17 protein-coding genes are annotated in these 17,824 nt (G+C 42.1%); 11 read left to right on the forward strand and 6 right to left on the reverse strand.

Features of this window, described 5'->3' with window-relative positions; all coding sequences use genetic code 11:
- Positions 1-3 precede the first annotated feature (3 nt).
- Together DEO27_RS18645 and DEO27_RS18650 are read left to right on the forward strand one after the other, a co-directional pair.
- Positions 4-2,286: a BamA/TamA family outer membrane protein gene (locus DEO27_RS18645; RefSeq protein WP_112566997.1), complete on the forward strand. Its 2,283-nt coding sequence runs from the start codon at positions 4-6 to the stop codon at positions 2,284-2,286.
- Positions 2,287-2,395: 109 nt separating this feature from the next.
- On the forward strand, positions 2,396-2,857 hold the full coding sequence (locus DEO27_RS18650; RefSeq protein WP_223817991.1) for an aspartyl protease family protein: 462 nt from the start codon (positions 2,396-2,398) through the stop codon (positions 2,855-2,857).
- 147 nt (positions 2,858-3,004) lie between these two features.
- Here DEO27_RS18650 and gyrB read toward each other — a convergent pair whose 3' ends face one another.
- The 3 genes from gyrB to DEO27_RS18665 form a co-directional block, all read right to left on the reverse strand.
- On the reverse strand, positions 3,005-4,963 hold the full coding sequence (gene gyrB, locus DEO27_RS18655) for a DNA topoisomerase (ATP-hydrolyzing) subunit B (RefSeq protein ID WP_112572580.1): 1,959 nt from the start codon (positions 4,961-4,963) through the stop codon (positions 3,005-3,007).
- A gap of 263 nt (positions 4,964-5,226) precedes the next feature.
- Entirely contained in the window at positions 5,227-5,967 is a 741-nt protein-coding gene (locus DEO27_RS18660; RefSeq protein WP_112572582.1) for a PEGA domain-containing protein, read from the reverse strand.
- Positions 5,968-5,972: 5 nt separating this feature from the next.
- Positions 5,973-6,656, reverse strand: a complete 684-nt coding sequence (locus tag DEO27_RS18665) for a hypothetical protein (protein ID WP_223817992.1) — start codon at positions 6,654-6,656, stop codon at positions 5,973-5,975.
- A gap of 316 nt (positions 6,657-6,972) precedes the next feature.
- Between DEO27_RS18665 and DEO27_RS18670 the strand changes: the two genes are divergently transcribed.
- Both DEO27_RS18670 and DEO27_RS18675 read left to right on the forward strand, forming a co-directional pair.
- Positions 6,973-7,569: an OmpH family outer membrane protein gene (locus DEO27_RS18670; RefSeq protein WP_112572584.1), complete on the forward strand. Its 597-nt coding sequence runs from the start codon at positions 6,973-6,975 to the stop codon at positions 7,567-7,569.
- Between the two features lie 119 nt (positions 7,570-7,688).
- The gene (locus DEO27_RS18675; protein WP_112572586.1) at positions 7,689-8,168 is read left to right on the forward strand and encodes a nucleoside deaminase; all 480 of its coding nucleotides are present in this window, start codon (positions 7,689-7,691) and stop codon (positions 8,166-8,168) included.
- A 139-nt stretch (positions 8,169-8,307) separates the two neighbouring features.
- Here the strand turns inward: DEO27_RS18675 and DEO27_RS18680 are convergent, their stop codons facing one another.
- Together DEO27_RS18680 and DEO27_RS18685 are read right to left on the reverse strand one after the other, a co-directional pair.
- On the reverse strand, positions 8,308-8,724 hold the full coding sequence (locus DEO27_RS18680; RefSeq protein WP_112572588.1) for an RNA-binding S4 domain-containing protein: 417 nt from the start codon (positions 8,722-8,724) through the stop codon (positions 8,308-8,310).
- A gap of 147 nt (positions 8,725-8,871) precedes the next feature.
- The gene (locus tag DEO27_RS18685) at positions 8,872-9,066 is read right to left on the reverse strand and encodes a hypothetical protein (protein ID WP_112572590.1); all 195 of its coding nucleotides are present in this window, start codon (positions 9,064-9,066) and stop codon (positions 8,872-8,874) included.
- A 559-nt stretch (positions 9,067-9,625) separates the two neighbouring features.
- On the opposite strand from DEO27_RS18685, the gene DEO27_RS18690 reads away from it, so the two are divergent.
- The 6 genes from DEO27_RS18690 to miaA all read left to right on the forward strand — a co-directional run bounded on the left by DEO27_RS18690 (position 9,626) and on the right by miaA (position 15,771).
- Positions 9,626-10,441, forward strand: coding sequence for a 2,3,4,5-tetrahydropyridine-2,6-dicarboxylate N-succinyltransferase (locus DEO27_RS18690; protein WP_112572592.1), 816 nt, complete (start codon positions 9,626-9,628; stop codon positions 10,439-10,441).
- A 140-nt stretch (positions 10,442-10,581) separates the two neighbouring features.
- On the forward strand, positions 10,582-11,709 hold the full coding sequence (locus tag DEO27_RS18695; RefSeq protein WP_112572594.1) for a glycosyltransferase family 4 protein: 1,128 nt from the start codon (positions 10,582-10,584) through the stop codon (positions 11,707-11,709).
- Complete coding sequence (locus tag DEO27_RS18700) at positions 11,702-12,271, forward strand: L-threonylcarbamoyladenylate synthase (protein ID WP_112572596.1); 570 nt, start codon at positions 11,702-11,704, stop codon at positions 12,269-12,271. The genes DEO27_RS18695 and DEO27_RS18700 overlap by 8 nt, the downstream gene beginning before the upstream one ends.
- 370 nt (positions 12,272-12,641) lie before the next feature.
- On the forward strand, positions 12,642-14,054 hold the full coding sequence (locus DEO27_RS18705; RefSeq protein ID WP_112572598.1) for a CCA tRNA nucleotidyltransferase: 1,413 nt from the start codon (positions 12,642-12,644) through the stop codon (positions 14,052-14,054).
- A 41-nt stretch (positions 14,055-14,095) separates the two neighbouring features.
- On the forward strand, positions 14,096-14,761 hold the full coding sequence (locus DEO27_RS18710) for an IS1096 element passenger TnpR family protein (RefSeq protein WP_112572600.1): 666 nt from the start codon (positions 14,096-14,098) through the stop codon (positions 14,759-14,761).
- A gap of 92 nt (positions 14,762-14,853) precedes the next feature.
- Entirely contained in the window at positions 14,854-15,771 is a 918-nt protein-coding gene (gene miaA / locus DEO27_RS18715) for a tRNA (adenosine(37)-N6)-dimethylallyltransferase MiaA (protein WP_112572726.1), read from the forward strand.
- Between the two features lie 4 nt (positions 15,772-15,775).
- On the opposite strand, the gene rfbA is transcribed toward miaA, so the two are convergent.
- A complete protein-coding gene (gene rfbA / locus DEO27_RS18720; RefSeq protein WP_112572603.1) occupies positions 15,776-16,639 on the reverse strand; it encodes a glucose-1-phosphate thymidylyltransferase RfbA in 864 nt (287 codons plus the stop codon).
- A gap of 275 nt (positions 16,640-16,914) precedes the next feature.
- On the opposite strand from rfbA, the gene cysD reads away from it, so the two are divergent.
- Positions 16,915-17,820 (forward strand): sulfate adenylyltransferase subunit CysD, encoded by a 906-nt coding sequence (gene cysD, locus DEO27_RS18725; RefSeq protein WP_112572605.1) that lies wholly within the window; start codon positions 16,915-16,917, stop codon positions 17,818-17,820.
- Positions 17,821-17,824 lie beyond the last annotated feature (4 nt).

A 17,824-nucleotide genomic window follows, 5' to 3' on the forward strand; every position in this document is an offset into this window, starting at 1 on the left:
CCCATGACCAAACATTTAAAATATATATTGCTTTCATCATGTGTTTTACTGAGTGCCTGCAGTACCACTAAGTTTTTGGCGCCGGGCCAAAAGTTATACACAGGCGGCGAGGTAGTGATCAAAGATTCGGTTTTGAAAAAGAGCGAAAAGAACGCCCTTAGCGAAGAACTTGGCGCTTTATTACGACCTGTACCCAATAGTACCATATTAGGAATGCGTTTTAAATTATGGCTGTACTTTAAAACTAAAACCAATAAAACTAAAGGCCTTGCCCACTGGCTTAATAAAAAAGGAGAACCTCCTGTGCTTATCACTTCTGTAAACCTCGATCAAAACAGCAAGATCCTCCAAAACAGGCTGCAAAATGAAAGCTATTTCCAGGCACAGGTAAGCGGAGATACAGTAAGCAAAAAACCGACATCAAAAGTTGCCAAGGCGGTTTATACGGCAGTAACCGGACCGGGCTACAAAATCAGGAAGGTAGTATTCCCGCCGGGTAACAGAACTATCGATACCGCAGTTACAGGAACATCGGCAAAAACACTGTTAAAGGTTGGTGATAAATACAATCTTGATGTGATCAAAACAGAGCGCCTGCGCATTGACGCAAGGTTGAAGGAAGAAGGCTTTTACTACTTCTCGCCCGAAGACTTGATCATGCACGTGGATAGTACCATAGCCGGGCACCAGGTTGATATATTTGTGGCTGTAAAAAATGAGACCCCTGGGCGCGCGCAAAATATTTATACCATCAACAACATTTACGTTTATCCAAGCTACTCATTAAGGGATACTTCGCTGATGAAGGATAAAGCCGTTTTTTATAAATGGTATAATATTGTTGAGCGCCGCAATACGGTGCATACCTATACTTTTGCCAATACAGTGTTGATGCGTCCTGGTCAGGTTTATAACCGTACCGCGCATAACAACTCACTTAACCGCTTCATTAACCTCGGCCCTTACAAATTTGTAAAAAACAGGTTTGAGGATGTATCTGCCGATTCATCAAAACTGGATGTTTACTACTTTTTAACTCAATACAAAAAGAAATCACTCTCGCTTGATGTGCTGGGTCGCACAACATCGGCCAACTTTACCGGTACGCAGGTAAACCTTAACTGGCTTAACCGTAATGCCTTTAAAGGAGCAGAATCTTTAAAAATAACGCTTTTTGGAAGTACCGACGTACAAGCGGGCGGACAAAACTCCGGTTATAATGTGTACCAGGCAGGTATTCAAACCACACTTTCCTGGCCCCGCTTTATAGGGCCGATATATCCTAAAGCGGCTGATGCCTATATTCCGCATACAAACTTAAGCCTGGGCTACTCCATTGTAAACCGTCAAAAGCTGTACAACTTAAATTCCTATAACCTATCATTTGGTTACCAATGGCGCGAGACTGAACACCGTTCGCACGAGCTTAACCTCATCAACTTTCAGTTCGTAAATCCGCTAAGCGTATCTGATGAATATAAGGCAAGTATTAATCCGGCTAATGGCCCGGTCAATCCTGCTTTAAAACACGTTATCGACAAGCAATTTATATTAGGCCCAAGCTACAGCTACACCTTTACCAATACCAATGAGGATTATCGTACCAACACATTTTATTACAATGGAAAGATCACCCTCTCCAACAATATATATGGCTTAGTAACCGGAGCCGATAGCGCGGGCGGCAAGCCCAAAAAACTTTTCGGAGCTATATTTAACCAGTTTGTAAAGCTGGAAAACGAAATCAGGTATTTTCATAAAACCGGACCAAACAGTACTATAGCTACAAGATTTATAGTAGGCGTTGGTTTACCTTATGGCAACTCCACACAGTTACCATACAGTCAGCAGTTTTTCATAGGCGGACCAAACAGCTTACGTGGTTTTAGGGCAAGGGCTATAGGACCAGGTTCATTTGATCCGCAAACCGGTGTAGGTACCGGTGGTTTCCTGGCAGATGAATCGGGCGATATCAAAATAGAAGCTAACGTTGAATACAGGCCTAAACTGTTCAGTATTGTACGGGGTGCATTATTTGTTGATGCAGGTAACATTTGGTTGCTGCACTCAAATAGCCAACAACCCGGAGCAGTGTTCAGCAATAAATTTTATAATGATTTCGCTGTCGACTGTGGTTTTGGTTTAAGGTTTGATTTAACGGTACTGGTGTTACGTACCGATCTGGGTATCCCCTTACGTACACCATATGTACGTGCCAATGAACCACGTTGGGATTTTAACTTTAACCGCAGCGTATTTAACCTCGCTATCGGGTATCCGTTCTAACTTAACATAACATTCAAACAGAAAAGCCCCGGTCAGCAAACCGGGGCTTTTCTGTTTGAATCCACTGCTTTAATCTGCACATTTGTAATTCGTAATTTTCACACCTACCATGATTATATCTGTTCCTTTAGAAATCATCGATCTGCATGGCGATGGTTTTCATCCGCTGATTGAAGTCACCTTGTTTGGCAAAGCCTTTACCATGGTGCTGGATACAGGCGCATCTAAAACCGCTTTTGATCAAACATCGTTAACAGAAGCTAACGAAACCATGAACATATTAGCCACCGAGAAACTCTCAACCGGCCTTGGTACTAATACAATGGAATCGTTCACCGCAACGGTAAGTGACATGTACATTGGCGAACTGCCCATCGCCGAACTTGAAGCCGCAGTGCTTGACCTTTCTACTATCAATATGGCTTATGAACAGATGGGTCATCCACGGGTATTAGGCGTTTTGGGCGGCGATATTTTAATGAAATACAAAGCGGTTATTGACTATGGGCGGAAAACGTTGACGCTAAAAACCCGTGCATTTCAAAAGCCAAAGCTTAAAATAGTTAGTTAAATTTAAGCTGAAAGCTTAAACCATAAAGCACCACAGGTTAAAAACCTGCGGCGGTTTTTTTTACAAAAACGCCCGGTTCTCAAAAGAAATCGGGCGTTTTAAATTTTATCAGACTATTCCTCCCCCGTTAGGGCCGGAGGGCGTAACTTACGAATCTATCTTAGCGTACTTGGCGTTGCGCTCAATGAACTCGCGGCGAGGAGCAACCTCATCGCCCATCAGCATGCTGAAGGTATGGTCGCACTCGGCGGCGTTTTCAATGGTAGCACGTTTCAGGGTACGGGTTTCAGGGTTCATGGTAGTATCCCAAAGCTGGATATCATTCATCTCACCCAAACCTTTGTAGCGCTGTACGTGTACACTATCTTCCTTACCAGAACCTTTAAGACGCTGAATAGCGGCATCACGCTGTACATCATTCCAGCAGTATTCATGTTCCTTACCTTTTTTAACCTGGTAAAGCGGCGGCGAAGCAATATATACATAACCGGCCTCAACCAGCTCCTTCATATAACGGAAGAAGAAAGTAAGGATCAGTGTAGTAATGTGCGAACCGTCCACGTCGGCATCCGTCATGATGATGATCTTGTGGTAACGGAGTTTGGTCATGTTAAGGGCTTTATCATCTTCAGGTGTACCGCGGCTAACGCCCAAACCGGTAAACATGTTCTTGATCTCCTCGTTTTCATAAATCTTGTGCTCCATGGCTTTCTCCACGTTCAGGATTTTACCACGTAATGGTAAAATAGCCTGGTACTCGCGGTTACGGCCCTGTTTGGCGGTACCACCCGCCGAGTCACCTTCGACAAGGAATAACTCGCAAAGGGTTGGATCGCTATTGGCACAATCCGACAGTTTACCCGGTAAACCTGAGCCTGTCATCACGCTTTTGCGCTGTACCATTTCGCGCGCTTTACGGGCGGCGGCACGGGCAGTAGCAGCAAGGATCACTTTATTTACAATAAGGCGCGCTTCTTTAGGGTTTTCCTCAAGGTAGTTACCTAAAATTTCGCCTACGGCTACGTCAACAGCCCCCATTACCTCGTTGTTGCCCAATTTGGTTTTGGTTTGGCCTTCAAACTGAGGCTCGGCAACTTTTACCGATACTACCGCCGTTAAACCTTCACGGAAGTCATCACCACTGATCTCAACTTTTACGTTTTTCAGCAAACCTTCCTTGTCAGCATATGCTTTCAAAGTACGGGTTAAACCGCGGCGAAAACCCGCTACGTGGGTACCACCTTCAATGGTGTTGATGTTATTTACGTATGAGAAAACGTTCTCACTGTAGGTATCGTTATATTGTAAAGCAAGCTCAACCGGGATACCGCCTTTATTACCATCCACATAAATAGGTTCAGGAATGATGGGCGCACGGGTACCGTCCAAAAATTTAACAAACTCACGTAAACCACCTTGTGAATAAAACTCTTCCGAACGGAAAGTTCCGTCTTCCAGGGTTTCGCGCTCATCAGTTAAGCTCAGGCGGATACCTTTGTTCAGGAACGAAAGCTCACGCAAACGGCCGGCCAGTGTATCGTATTTATACTCGGTAGTAGTGGTAAAAATTTCCGGATCCGGCTGAAAGGTTTGGATAGTACCTGTTTTATCAGATACACCAATCTCCTTAACATCAAACATTGGCTTACCGCGCTCATATTCCTGGGTAAAGATCTTGCCCTCACGGTGAACAACAGTAGCAACATGCGTAGATAGCGCGTTAACGCAACTTACACCCACACCGTGCAAACCACCCGATACTTTGTAGGTATCCTTGTCAAATTTACCACCGGCGTGCAAAACAGTCATTACAATTTCAAGCGCCGATTTACCTTCTTTTGTATTAATACCCGTAGGAATACCACGACCGTTATCAGATACGGTTATGGAATTGCCAACATGTATAGTAACTTTTATATCATCGCAATAACCGGCAAGAGCTTCGTCGATAGAGTTATCAACTACTTCATATACAAGGTGGTGCAAACCTTTAACGCCTGTATCACCAATGTACATCGACGGACGCTTGCGCACCGCCTCTAAACCCTCTAAAACCTGTATGTTATCTGCTGAATAATTGGATTTATCCTGAATTTCTTCGCTCATATTTATTTAATGAAACAATCTTCAAAATTACAAAAAATACCCCGGATTAACGATTATTTGTGGATAAAAGTACCGTTGTGGAATAGATTCGTGATGAATATCATGGTTCATAGCTGAAGATAGATTTGGGGGGATTTTGACCATTGCTGGAGTTGCAATATAAAATCCATAAATTAGATAAATCCGTTTAATCCTGGTTCAGAAACAAAAAAACCGCTACCAATTTTACGACCGGTAGCGGATAAACACCTATCGCTCCTCACTTAAAAATTATTACAAATAGCCGATCCCATATTTATAGTCAGGCTTTCGCTTTCATTGTTGATTTGTTGGGTAGTACCGTAATTCTGGCCATCGTAAGTAACCTGAAAATCATAGGTCTTCCCTTTCTCCAATGCAGTAACAGTCATATTACCACTTTCCATATATCCAAGATATTGATAAGCCGCGCCGGAGCCTGTTTCCCTGAAAAACACATACATACTCGGGCGTATTACCAGGTCGGGCCTTGAGGAGCAGGTGCCGGTAAAGTTTAAACTAACCGCATCATAAACCGGCAGCGGTTTCTGCGTAACGGGAATACTGTTAACCGAACCTGTTTTAGACAAGGCAACATTTATTACCTGCTGCTTTTGATCGGCCGTAAAAGTTATCGATTTAGTAGCGGTGTTGTAACCCGGTACTTTTACCTGGACCGAATAAGTTTCAGGCTTGCCCGCTACAGGTACAGCCGCAGGCCCAGGACCAATGGTAATTACACCATTACTAATGTTTAACTGCTTATTACCCGATATTTCATAAATATCGTCGGCATTATCACCGCTTACGCTTAAAGTGCCGCTTTTGAGCACCACTTCGGGGTTTGAGGCATCGGTGACATGGATAAGCGCGGTATATTTTATTATGTCAGTATCTACTACTATTTTAAGATCTTCCGTTGGCTTTTTACAGGCCACCGGTAGCAGCAATAATACAAAAAGCAATTTCTTTATATTTTTCATCATAGTTTTTATTGTATCCTAAAATTGAAGTTTAGTTGAACAACAGGTAAAAACCTGTACCCTTTTAAATTCTGCTGCAACTGCGCCGATTGACTGGTATTGCCCGAAAGAATACCTGAGGCTGTGATATTTGCGTCGGGTTGTTTCAAAAAGTAAGTACCTAAATCGAGGTTAACGTTAAACGTGCGATTTGAAAAAGGCTTTAATAAACCAATACCGGCGTATGGTGCAAAGCCTCTCCAGTTAACATTCATGTTAAGATTACCAACCTCCTCATTATTCAATACGATATCGCCGTATGTATAATTGTCTTTAGGTTGTACAGCTATTTTACCCTTCGCATTAATAAAATAGCCCGCACCGCCTACCAGCCTGAAACCGGGAGCGCTTTTAAACGGAATAAAATCGGCAAGTAAATGGATATTTGAGAAATTGGCCGACATCCTCGAGTTGGAGTTAAACCCCGAAACACTGAAAACGTTATCGGCCGATACCGGGATAATATTAGCCCCTAACCGTAACGACATTTTGGGCAAAACGCCATATGCAAACTCGGCTCCTACCCCTTGTGTGCCCACATTAAAGTGCAGGGACTTCTGATTGGTAACCTGATCGCGCCAGTCGGCATTCTGAGCCTTTGAACTTTTACCCAGTACAAATACCAAAAGCGGCAATAAAAACAGCTTCTTCATACTTAAAATAGTTTTAATTATTCAGGAGATCAATTGCGCGGCTTAGGAGAGCTTTTAAAAAAACACTTGAAAAATGTTTAATTTTAATTTACTTTTTAAATCATTTAAAGAAATAAAATAAACTATTATTAAATTACACCCTATTACGGAGAATACTTTAAAAGGTTTAGAGGATTCTTATTTTTATGAAATCCGCAATTAATTGCGCCAATAGCCAATCCCATTGCCTTGGCATATTATCTGCACATCTGATTAGGATACTTGCTATGAAAGATTATCTTTGTCAAAATTTTATAATATTTTTCAGATTAACAGAATGAAAACCAGTGCTTCAGTTTTAACCAAACTCACCTTAGGATTAGCCATTGCAGGCAGCATTGCCGCTTGTAGCCAAAATAAAACTGCCGATAAACCGGCTGCTGCTTCAACTACAGCAACACCCGATAAAGAAACTATCGTTTTTGTAAATTCAGATTCTTTACTGAACAAATACGATTACTTTAAAGATCTTTCAAAACGTTTGGAAGATAAAGGCAAAGCTTCACAAACTGATTTGCAAAACCGCGGCCAGGCTTTTCAACGCCAGGTTGCTGAGTACCAAAAAAACCAGGCTACCATGCCTGCCGATCAGCGTCAGGCTACAGAACAGCAGTTACAGCGTAAACAACAGGAACTGCAAACCTACTCACAAAATGCCGGTGCTGAGTTTCAAAACGAACAAGCTGCTGAGAATGCTAAGTTGTATGACAAAATCGCCGATTTTGTAAAAGCTTATGCTAAAGAAAAAGGCTATAAAATGGTATTAACTTTTTCAAAAGCTAACCCAACTGTATTATATGGCGATCCTTCTTTAGACGTCACGCTTGATGTTGCTAAACGCCTGAACGACGCTTACGCTAAAGACAAAAAATAAAACATTTGAAAATTTTGATGATATGCTATTAAAAATTAATATCATCTTCAAATTATCAAATTGTCACATTTTCAAATTAGAACCTCAACTTCGGTTGAGGTTTTTTAATTTAGGACAATATGGAAAACACGGCACACGAAAAATTTATGCGCATAGCCATTGAGCTGGCCGAAGACAATGTAAAGCGCGGCATAGGCGGCCCTTTTGGGGCTGTTATAGTTAAAGATGGTATGATTATAGCCCGCAGCGCCAACCGTGTTGTACCCACTAATGATCCTACCGCGCATGCCGAAGTTTCGGTGATTCGCCTGGCTTGCCAGGAGTTGGGGACCTATAATTTAGCCGGCTGTGAAATTTATACCAGCTGCGAACCTTGCCCTATGTGCCTGGGCGCTATTTACTGGGCCCGCATTGATAAAATTTACTACGCCAATACAAAAGCGGATGCCGCTGCCATAGGCTTCGACGATCATTTTATTTATGACGAACTGGGCTGCACTATGGAAAAACGCAGGGTACCTTTTGTACAAATACTCAGGGAGGAAGCACAAACCGCCTTTAAGCTTTGGGAAACTACCGAGCATAAGGAACATTATTAACCAGGATTTGGCGAGAACATCTTGTCTGAACCGGGATTAGAAGGATTTATCAGATGGGCAGAATTTTGAATTGCTCAGCGTTATATCCAATTTAACGGTCACATTTGCAAATCAAAATCCATTAATCCCGAAAATCCGCTTAATCCTGGTTCTCTTCTTCCTGCTCTTCAAAAAAGTTATCTTTCAAGTCATCAATCTCACGCCTTTCAAGCTTGGTAGGGCGGCCGGTGCCGCGGTCGCGTTTCAGTACCGGAGCATGGAACATGGATTTAAATGCCTGAGTTTGCTCAACCGGGGTTATATCTTCATAAAAATTCACAGCGGTTTTGGCATCAACCCGGTTCTCGAGCAGGCCGGTTACCTTTACCACTTTACGTTCAATACCTTTGGCAACGTGATAAACATCACCAATTTTCACCTCGTATGATGGTTTGATGTTTTTACCATCCAATTTTATGCGCCCGGCTTTGCAGGCATCAGAGGCCAGCGTACGGGTTTTAAAAACACGAATGGCCCACAAGTATTTATCTATTCTTAGCTTCTCTTTTTCGCCCATTTTATCAGTCCCTTTCCTTAATAAACCTGCCGGCCAACTGGTAACTGTTACTCCTCGCAGGATTAAGCCTCAAATCTAAAAATTTTGCATGGCTTCGCCATAGCTCGCCGTAGTAAGCAAGCCTTAATAGCTAATAAATTCAATAACTTATTTAGGCAGGTCTCTTTTTATGAATTTACGATAAAGATATTCGGCATAACCAACGCTTATATAATCAGGAAATTTCCAGGTGGGGTAATAGCGTTTTTTGATACTTTTAAGCGTACCAAAAAACAAAACACCTAAAATAAGCAGCAATGCAAATCCAAGCAAAATAACAGCAAATGACGCAAGATGGCTCATACGTTGGGGGAGTGGGGGATTAATAGTGATAAATTAAAAGGTAAAATTCAATAAAGTAATTTCTTACTATTTAAAGAAAACTCTTATACGCTAAATAACGCATCAATGTTTACCGGTTTTATAACTTATCTCCCCGAAAATACTATGTCGCTAAAACAAGTAAGCCTCCCCGACACTCGCTGTCCGGAAGGCTTTTGACACCTAATTAGTTTAAACGTTGGTTTTCGTTTATATAAAATTAAGGCTTACTTAACGTTTTTTTATATGCTGTTAACTGATTGTCCGGATTTTGTATACCTATGTGTAAACCAATACACTGACAATCAAATTATTATACGCAATCAGTCAAATATACCCACAGTTTTCTCAAAATATCGCTCATATAACATCAAAATCGAGTTTCAATGCGTTGCGATCCGGTTTAAGTATTAATGATTAATGTGGCCATAGCGCTGAATCTTTTAACCCCAATGCGTTTCATTCATCATACATTCAATCTTTTAAAATCAAACATATTTCCTTAAAAATCCTTTAATTTGCCAAAAGTTTAATTTCACCAATGCAAGATCTCAAAAAACTGATTGAAGAGGCCTGGGAGGACAGGAACCTGCTTAACTACAATGAATATACCAACGCCATCGAAACCGTTATAGACCGGTTGGATAAAGGCGAAATCCGTGTGGCCGAACCAATTGGCTCACGCTGGCATGTAAATGAGTGGATTAAAAAGGCGGTTGTTCTGTATTTCCCAACCAGGCAGATGGAAGAAATTAAAACCGGTCCTTTTGTTTTTCATGACAAAATGAAACTCAAAACCGATTACAAACAAACCGGTGTCCGTGTGGTACCTCACGGTATTGCCCGTTACGGAGCTCACCTGGCTAAAGGTGTTATCATGATGCCATCGTATGTAAACATCGGCGCTTATGTTGATGAAGGTACCATGGTTGATACCTGGGCTACTGTTGGTTCATGTGCGCAGATTGGCAAACATGTCCACTTAAGTGGTGGTGTTGGTATTGGTGGTGTTTTAGAGCCATTACAAGCTGCTCCTGTTATTATTGAAGATAACTGCTTTTTAGGTTCACGCGCCATTGTTGTTGAAGGCGTACATGTTGAACACGAAGCAGTATTAGGTGCAAACGTGGTATTAACAGCATCAACCAAAATTATTGATGTTACCCACAGCACTCCTATTGAGTATAAAGGCCGTGTACCTGCCCGCTCGGTAGTAATTCCGGGATCATACACCAAAAAATTTGCTGCTGGTGAATACCAGGTGCCTTGTGCCCTGATCATCGGTACGCGTAAGGAGTCAACCGATAAAAAAACGTCGTTGAATGACGCCCTGCGTGAAAATAACGTAGCGGTTTAATATAGATATGAGATATCAGATGTGAGATATGAGATATGAGATTTTGAATAAACAATAAGCTCAACTCACATCTGATATACCTACCAGAGAGACATTACTGATTATCTCACGTCTCATATCTCACATCCCATATCTAAAACATGAAGATAGGATACGATGCTAAACGGGCTTTTTATAATAATACCGGCTTAGGTAATTACAGCCGCTGGCTATTAAAAGGCATCGCATCGCTCAATCTGTCAAACATTTTATACCTATATACGCCAAAAGCAAAAGCCAATTCCCGGCTTAATTTCATTGGCAGTTATCCCAACATTCAAATCGTTACGCCACAAAGCAAATGGTTTACTTCATGGTGGCGCAGTAAAGGCATTATTAAAGATCTTAAGCGCGATGGTATTGAATTATACCACGGGTTAAGTCATGAGCTTCCTTCAGGTATTGGGCAAACAAACATCAGGTCGGTTGTTACCATACATGATCTTATCTTCATGCGTTACCCTAAACAATTTGGCCCGGTTAATTACCGTATTTACCTGGCCAAGGTAAAACACGCCTGCCTGGTTGCGGATAAGATCATCGCCATAAGTCAAAAAACAAAAGATGATGTAATTGAACTGCTCGGCATCGATCCCCAAAAAATCGAAGTTATTTACCAGGGATGCGACCCTGCTTTTGCAATTGAACAGACAGCTGAGCAAAAATTGACCGTAAAAGAAAAATACAATTTGCCTGATAGCTATATATTGAGTGTAGGTACTATCGAAGAGCGCAAAAATCTATTGTTAATTGTCAAAGCTTTAAAAAACGTAGTCGATGATATACCTTTGGTTGTTGTTGGTAAAGAAACCCAATATACCCAACAGGTTAAAGCTTATTTAACAGCCAGCAATTTAAACCAAAGGGTAATATTTTTAAAAGACGTTACTTTTGCAGAATTACCTGCTGTTTATCAGCTGGCATCGGTATTTGTTTACCCTTCCAGGTACGAAGGTTTCGGCATCCCGATATTAGAGGCACTCAACTCAGGCGTCCCGGCTATAGCTACAACGGGCTCATGCCTTAAAGAAGCCGGCGGCCCAGATAGCTTGTACGTTAGCCCGGATGATGATGCCGGTCTGGCCGAAAAAATAAACAGCGTACTTGCCAATGATTTATTGCGGCAAAACATGATAACTAAAGGTTGCGCTTACGCAACCAATTTTACTGAAGATAAACTAAGCCGGCAGTTAATGCGGCTTTATCAAAATATTTTGAGCCATGATTAAAGACGAAGTAGCCAAAGCTTTAAAAGTAGTACAGGAAGGCGGCATTATCCTTTACCCTACCGATACCATTTGGGGTATAGGCTGTGATGCCACCAATACCGAGGCCATTCAAAAAATTTATCGACTTAAACAGCGTGATGAGGCTAAAAGCATGATCATTTTGCTGGATACCGAAAACAAGCTGGAAAGTTATATCAGCGAAGTAAATCCGCTGGCCTTTGAGTTGATTGAGTATGCCGAAAACCCGTTAACACTGGTAATGCCTGGCGCTAAAAATATTTCACCGGCTTTAATCGCTACAGATGGCAGCGTAGGAATCAGGGTTGTAAAAGATACTCCGTTTTGCCAACAACTGATTCAGCGTTTACGCAAACCATTGGTGTCAACATCGGCCAATATCAGCGGGAAACCTTCGCCACAGTATTTTTCACAGATAGACCAGGAAATTATTGATGGTGTTGATTACGTTGTTGATTTGGAGCAACATAGTAAAGAAATCAAAACGCCATCAACTATTATGAAACTGGCACCCGATGGCCGGTTTGAGTTTTTGCGCCGTTAACGGGAGATTAGAGGTTGGAGATTAGTGATTAGTTAAAAGGCATTTTTGAAAATATCTTTTAACAGAAACATTTTTATAAAATCTTTCGCGTAACCCCTATTAACATTTAAATAATTGATAATAAATTATTTAAATGTTAATAATCCCAATAGTGTTAACCCTGTTAACCCCTGCCGTTACTATCAGACCACTGTCAGAAGTTTTAACTTCCGATAATTATGCCCGGAGTTTGCGACTCCGGTTGCAACTCCATTTTTAACTTAAAAGGCCAATTCTTAACACTTTTAACTTAAGACTTTTGACTTTACAAAGCATAGTTACCAATTAATCTTACCTTTGTACCCTTATTAGCGTTTTTAAGCATCCAACTATGCAGCAACACCTCAGGCATCCCGTATTTTCTGTAATATCCCGTTTGGCGGGCGAACAAAATGTACAGGCTTATGCTATAGGTGGTTTTGTACGCGATATCTTCCTGAACCGCCCATCAAAAGATATTGACATTGTTGTTATCGGTAACGGCATCGCATTTGCCGAAGTAGTTGCCAGCACGCTTAAAGTTAAACTGGCGGTTTATAAAAACTTCGGTACCGCATCACTCAAATACCGCGACCTTGAGGTCGAATTTGTAGGCGCCCGTAAGGAATCGTATCGCCGTGATTCGCGCAAGCCTATTGTGGAGAACGGCACTTTAGAAGACGACCAGAAACGCCGGGATTTTACCATCAACGCACTGGCTATCTCGCTTCACCCAGACACCTATGGCGAATTGCTTGATCCCTTCAATGGTATTGTCGATCTGGAAAACAAATTGATCCGCACACCGCTTAACCCCAATGAAACTTTTTCTGACGATCCGTTGCGCATGATGCGGGCCATCAGGTTTGCCACGCAGCTTAATTTCAGGATTGACGATATTGCCGTTGAAGCTATTAAAAACACTGCCGACAGGATCAGCATTATATCGCAGGAGCGCATTACCGATGAACTGAACAAGATCATTCTATCGCCGGTGCCATCCATCGGTTTTAATTATCTGTTTGATACCGGGCTGCTGCACAAGATATTCCCGCAAATGACAGCGCTTTACGGCGTTGATTATGTAGATGGTAAAGGCCATAAGGATAACTTTTACCATACCCTGCAAGTACTTGATAACATTTGCGAAACTACCGACGACCTTTGGCTACGCTGGGCAGCTATTTTACATGATATAGCCAAACCGGCCACCAAACGTTTTGAACCGGGCCACGGCTGGACCTTTCACGGCCATGAAGACCGCGGCGCGCGCATGGTGCCCAAGATCTTCGCTCAGCTTAAACTGCCGCTTAATGAAAAAATGAAGCAGGTTCAAAAATTGGTACAATTGCATTTGAGGCCCATAGTGCTCTCACAATCAATAGTTACCGATTCGGCTGTACGGCGTTTGCTTTTTGAGGCAGGAGACGACATTGAAGGGCTCATGCTGTTGTGTAAAGCAGACATCACCACCAAAAATGAATATAAGGTAAAAAAATATCGTAACAATTTTGAGCTTGTTCAACAAAAACTAAAAGATGTTGAAGAGCGCGACAGCATCCGCAACTGGCAGCCACCAGTTACCGGTAACGATATCATGACCATATTTGGTATAAAAGAAGGGCGCGAGGTTGGCATAATCAAAAATCAGATCCGTGAAGCCATACTGGAAGGCGAAATCCCCAACAACCGCGAGGCTGCCTTAACATTCACAATTGCAAAGGGCCTTGAAATTGGCTTAAAAGTTGTGACTACCCCAAATTAAATTAAAACATTATTATTTTTGTCCAAAATCTACAATAAGCAATGGCAGTATACAGGTTCAGGGTTACTTTTGAAGACTACGATGACGTTACGAGAGAAATTGATGTAAAATCAAACCAAACTTTCGAAGACCTTCACCGCGCAATTCATCAGTCAACCGGCTACAATCCGGAATTTCCGTCATCATTTTATATCAGCAACGATCAGTGGACCAAAGGTGAAGAAATTACTTACCTGCCCAATCAAAGACGTATTGACCGGGGCGTGTCATTAATGAATAAAGTAAAACTGTTAAGCTTTATTGATGATCCGCACCAGAAATTTTACTATACATTTAATTTTGATCGCCCATTCGATTTTCATGTCGAATTGCTTAAGATCATTCTTGATGAAAACGCAGCCACAAGCTACCCTGCTGTTGTAAAATCAGTTGGTGAAGCTCCTAAACAATTTGGCAACGCCTTTAACCCTACCATCCTACCTCCTACTACCGAAGACTTTGACTTCCTGAACGAGATGGCCTTTAATCCTGAAGATGCCGAAGATTTTTCAGAAGTTACCGATAGCGATGATCTACCGGAAGAAAAACAAAGCGGCGGTCATAGCGATGAGGAGGAAGAGGAAGACGAGTTTGGCAACGAGTTTAGTGATGATGAAGGCTTTGATGACGATGAAAGACCAGGCCGCGGCAACAGCGACGACTATTAAATTTTAATTGATGGTTCATAGTTGATGGTTTATGGTATTTCCTAAACCACTTTTCAATTAGGTTCCGTACTATGAACTATGAATCATCATCTATGAACACTTCCATCCCAACCCTTATAGTAGTTGCCGGGCCTACCGCTGTGGGTAAAACAGCAGCAGCTATTAAACTGGCGCAACATTTCAATACCGCTGTAGTTTCGGCAGATTCAAGGCAGTTTTTCAGGGAGATGAGTATTGGTACCGCCAAGCCCGATGAAAACGAATTAGCTGCGGCCAAACACTATTTTATCAATTCGCACTCAATATCTGAAAGTTTTTCTGTCGGCGATTTTGAAAAGCAGGGACTTGCACTTTTAGACGAACTTTTTAAAATACACAACAAGGTGATTCTCGCCGGGGGCTCGGGCCTGTATATTAAAGCCATTTGCGAAGGCTTCGATGATTTGCCTGTGGCCGATACGGCTGTGCGGGAAAAACTAAACCTCGAGCTTGAAGAAAAAGGCCTCGAGGTATTACAAAAAAAGCTAAAACAGGTTGACCCTGATTATTATAACGAGGTTGATTTGAATAACCCCCAACGCATCATCCGGGCTTTAGAGGTTTTTGAAACTTCGGGTAAAACGTTTTCCTCTTATCGCAACGCAACAGTTAACAAACGGCCTTTTAATGTAATTAAACTGATGCTTGATATGCCGCGCGAAAAGCTATACGAGCGTATCAACCTCCGTGTTGACCTCATGGTTAAACAAGGACTGGTACAGGAAGTACAATCCCTCCTGCCCTATCGCTATTTGAATGCTTTAAATACAGTTGGCTATTCCGAAATTTTCGATTACTTCGACGGGAAAATAAGCCTTGATGAGGCACTGTTACTCATAAAACAAAATACCAGGCGCTTTGCCAAAAGGCAGCTTACCTGGTTCAGAAAAGATAAAGATTTTATCTGGTTTGATGCCGGTGCCCCAAATGTCATTGACCAAATGATCAAAACAATAGAAACACCGGCATAAATGTTTATTGCGGCAATAAGCTTTGCAGGTATTTTCCGTAACCGCTTTTGATATACTTCTCAACCAATAACCGCAGCTGGTCATCATTGATAAATCCACGACGATAAGCAACCTCTTCTATACAGCCAATTTTTGTGGACTGGCGTTTTTCAATCACACGCACATATTCGGTAGCATCGCTCAGTGAATCAAAGGTTCCTGTATCAAGCCAGGCCGTACCTTTATCCATTACGCCAACATGCAGGTTACCCTGTTCAAGGTAAAACTTGTTTACGTCGGTAATTTCGTATTCGCCACGCGGAGATGGTTTAAGATCTTTGGCTATTTGGATCACAGAGTTGTCGTAGAAGTAAAGACCCGGCACAGCAAACTTTGATTTAGGCTGAAGTGGCTTTTCTTCAATTGATAACGCTCTAAATTCAGCATCAAATTCAACCACACCATAACGCTCCGGATCTGCTACATGATAAGCGAAGATGGCAGCACCATCAACATCATTGAAACTGCGGATCAGTTCGGCAAAGCCGGTACCGTAAAATATGTTATCCCCCAATATCAGGGCTACCTTGTCATCGCCAATAAACTGCTCGCCTATTACAAAAGCCTGGGCAAGGCCATTGGGTTTTTCCTGTATTGCATATTCAAACTTGCACCCAAGTTCAGCACCGTCTCCTAACAGGCGTTTAAACCCCGGATTATCTTCCGGAGTGGTGATAATCAATATTTCCTTAATATCGGCCTGCATCAAAACAGACAGCGGATAATAGATCATCGGCTTATCGTAAATAGGCATCAATTGTTTGCTTATGGCCCTGGTTATAGGGTATAAACGTGTACCTGAACCGCCCGCTAAAATAATTCCTTTCATAAATATGTATGTTTTTTTGGTATGCCTATAAACGTGATATGTTATAATTATTGCTAAAATCCTTCAATTACCTACAGCTAAAATAAATATTTTTTTCAGCTTTATGGTTTACGTAAAATATTACCGCTTTGTTTAATTTATGCCTGATTGCTATAATAAAACACAAAAGTTAAATTCCAAATAGATAGCATGATAGTTGCCATAATTGCGTATAATTGCAGTTTAAATGCAAAACTCTACTACTTAGGTGGGGTTAGCAGTGTTTTATCGGTAACATGCATAAATATTATCTTACTCATCTGCAGGAATTAGAATCGGAAGCCATTTACATTATCAGGGAAGTGGTTGCGCAGTTTGATCGTCCTGCCATCCTGTTTTCGGGCGGGAAAGACTCTATTGTTGTAACACACCTGGCAAAAAAGGCATTCTGGCCTGCCAAAATTCCTATGCCCCTCATTCATATTGATACCGGCCACAACTTTCCGGAAACCATGGAATTCAGGGATAAGCTGGTTGAAAACCTTGGCGTACAACTTATTGTAGGCTCGGTTCAGGAATCAATTGATAAAGGCCGCGCAGTTGAAGAAAGCGGTATTAATGCCAGCCGCAACGAGTTGCAGATAGTAACTCTGCTTGATGCCATTGAAAACCATAAAATAGATGCAGCCATTGGCGGTGCCCGCCGTGATGAAGAAAAAGCACGCGCTAAAGAGCGTTTCTTCAGCCACCGCGATGAATTTGGTCAATGGGACCCTAAAAACCAGCGTCCCGAGCTTTGGAATATCTTCAACGGCCGCAAGCGTATGGGCGAGCACTTCCGTGTATTCCCGATCAGCAACTGGACTGAGATGGATATCTGGAACTATATTTTACAGGAAAACATAGCCATACCTTCTTTATACTTTGCACACCAGCGTGATGCCGTTTACCGCGATAATACCTGGCTGCCTGCTTCTGAGTTTTTACAGCTTCGCGAAGGTGAGACTATCGAAAACAAGTTGATGCGTTTCCGTACCCTCGGCGATATCACCATCACCGGCGGTATCGAATCTGATGCCGACACGCTGGAGAAGATAGTTGCCGAAGTATCGGCCACCCGCAGTACCGAACGTGGTAACCGCAGTGATGACAAACGCTCGGACACTTCAATGGAAGACAGGAAAAAGCAAGGTTATTTTTAAAATT

Source organism: Mucilaginibacter rubeus, from assembly GCF_003286415.2.
Lineage (GTDB): Bacteria > Bacteroidota > Bacteroidia > Sphingobacteriales > Sphingobacteriaceae > Mucilaginibacter > Mucilaginibacter rubeus_A.

Excerpts from the sequence above, each read along its gene's own strand:
- DEO27_RS18685 (WP_112572590.1), bottom strand. The coding sequence starts at position 9,066 with ATGAGCCATCTTGCGTCATTTGCTGTTATTTTGCTTGGATTTGCATTG.
- DEO27_RS18705 (WP_112572598.1), top strand. The coding sequence starts at position 12,642 with ATGCAGCAACACCTCAGGCATCCCGTATTTTCTGTAATATCCCGTTTG.
- cysD (WP_112572605.1), top strand. The coding sequence starts at position 16,915 with ATGCATAAATATTATCTTACTCATCTGCAGGAATTAGAATCGGAAGCC.
- DEO27_RS18680 (WP_112572588.1), bottom strand. The coding sequence starts at position 8,724 with ATGGGCGAAAAAGAGAAGCTAAGAATAGATAAATACTTGTGGGCCATT.
- gyrB (WP_112572580.1), bottom strand. The coding sequence starts at position 4,963 with ATGAGCGAAGAAATTCAGGATAAATCCAATTATTCAGCAGATAACATA.
- DEO27_RS18645 (WP_112566997.1), top strand. The coding sequence starts at position 4 with ATGACCAAACATTTAAAATATATATTGCTTTCATCATGTGTTTTACTG.
- DEO27_RS18675 (WP_112572586.1), top strand. The coding sequence starts at position 7,689 with ATGGAAAACACGGCACACGAAAAATTTATGCGCATAGCCATTGAGCTG.
- miaA (WP_112572726.1), top strand. The coding sequence starts at position 14,854 with ATGAACACTTCCATCCCAACCCTTATAGTAGTTGCCGGGCCTACCGCT.
- DEO27_RS18660 (WP_112572582.1), bottom strand. The coding sequence starts at position 5,967 with ATGATGAAAAATATAAAGAAATTGCTTTTTGTATTATTGCTGCTACCG.
- DEO27_RS18700 (WP_112572596.1), top strand. The coding sequence starts at position 11,702 with ATGATTAAAGACGAAGTAGCCAAAGCTTTAAAAGTAGTACAGGAAGGC.
- DEO27_RS18690 (WP_112572592.1), top strand. The coding sequence starts at position 9,626 with ATGCAAGATCTCAAAAAACTGATTGAAGAGGCCTGGGAGGACAGGAAC.
- DEO27_RS18710 (WP_112572600.1), top strand. The coding sequence starts at position 14,096 with ATGGCAGTATACAGGTTCAGGGTTACTTTTGAAGACTACGATGACGTT.
- DEO27_RS18650 (WP_223817991.1), top strand. The coding sequence starts at position 2,396 with ATGATTATATCTGTTCCTTTAGAAATCATCGATCTGCATGGCGATGGT.
- DEO27_RS18665 (WP_223817992.1), bottom strand. The coding sequence starts at position 6,656 with ATGAAGAAGCTGTTTTTATTGCCGCTTTTGGTATTTGTACTGGGTAAA.
- DEO27_RS18695 (WP_112572594.1), top strand. The coding sequence starts at position 10,582 with ATGAAGATAGGATACGATGCTAAACGGGCTTTTTATAATAATACCGGC.
- DEO27_RS18670 (WP_112572584.1), top strand. The coding sequence starts at position 6,973 with ATGAAAACCAGTGCTTCAGTTTTAACCAAACTCACCTTAGGATTAGCC.
- rfbA (WP_112572603.1), bottom strand. The coding sequence starts at position 16,639 with ATGAAAGGAATTATTTTAGCGGGCGGTTCAGGTACACGTTTATACCCT.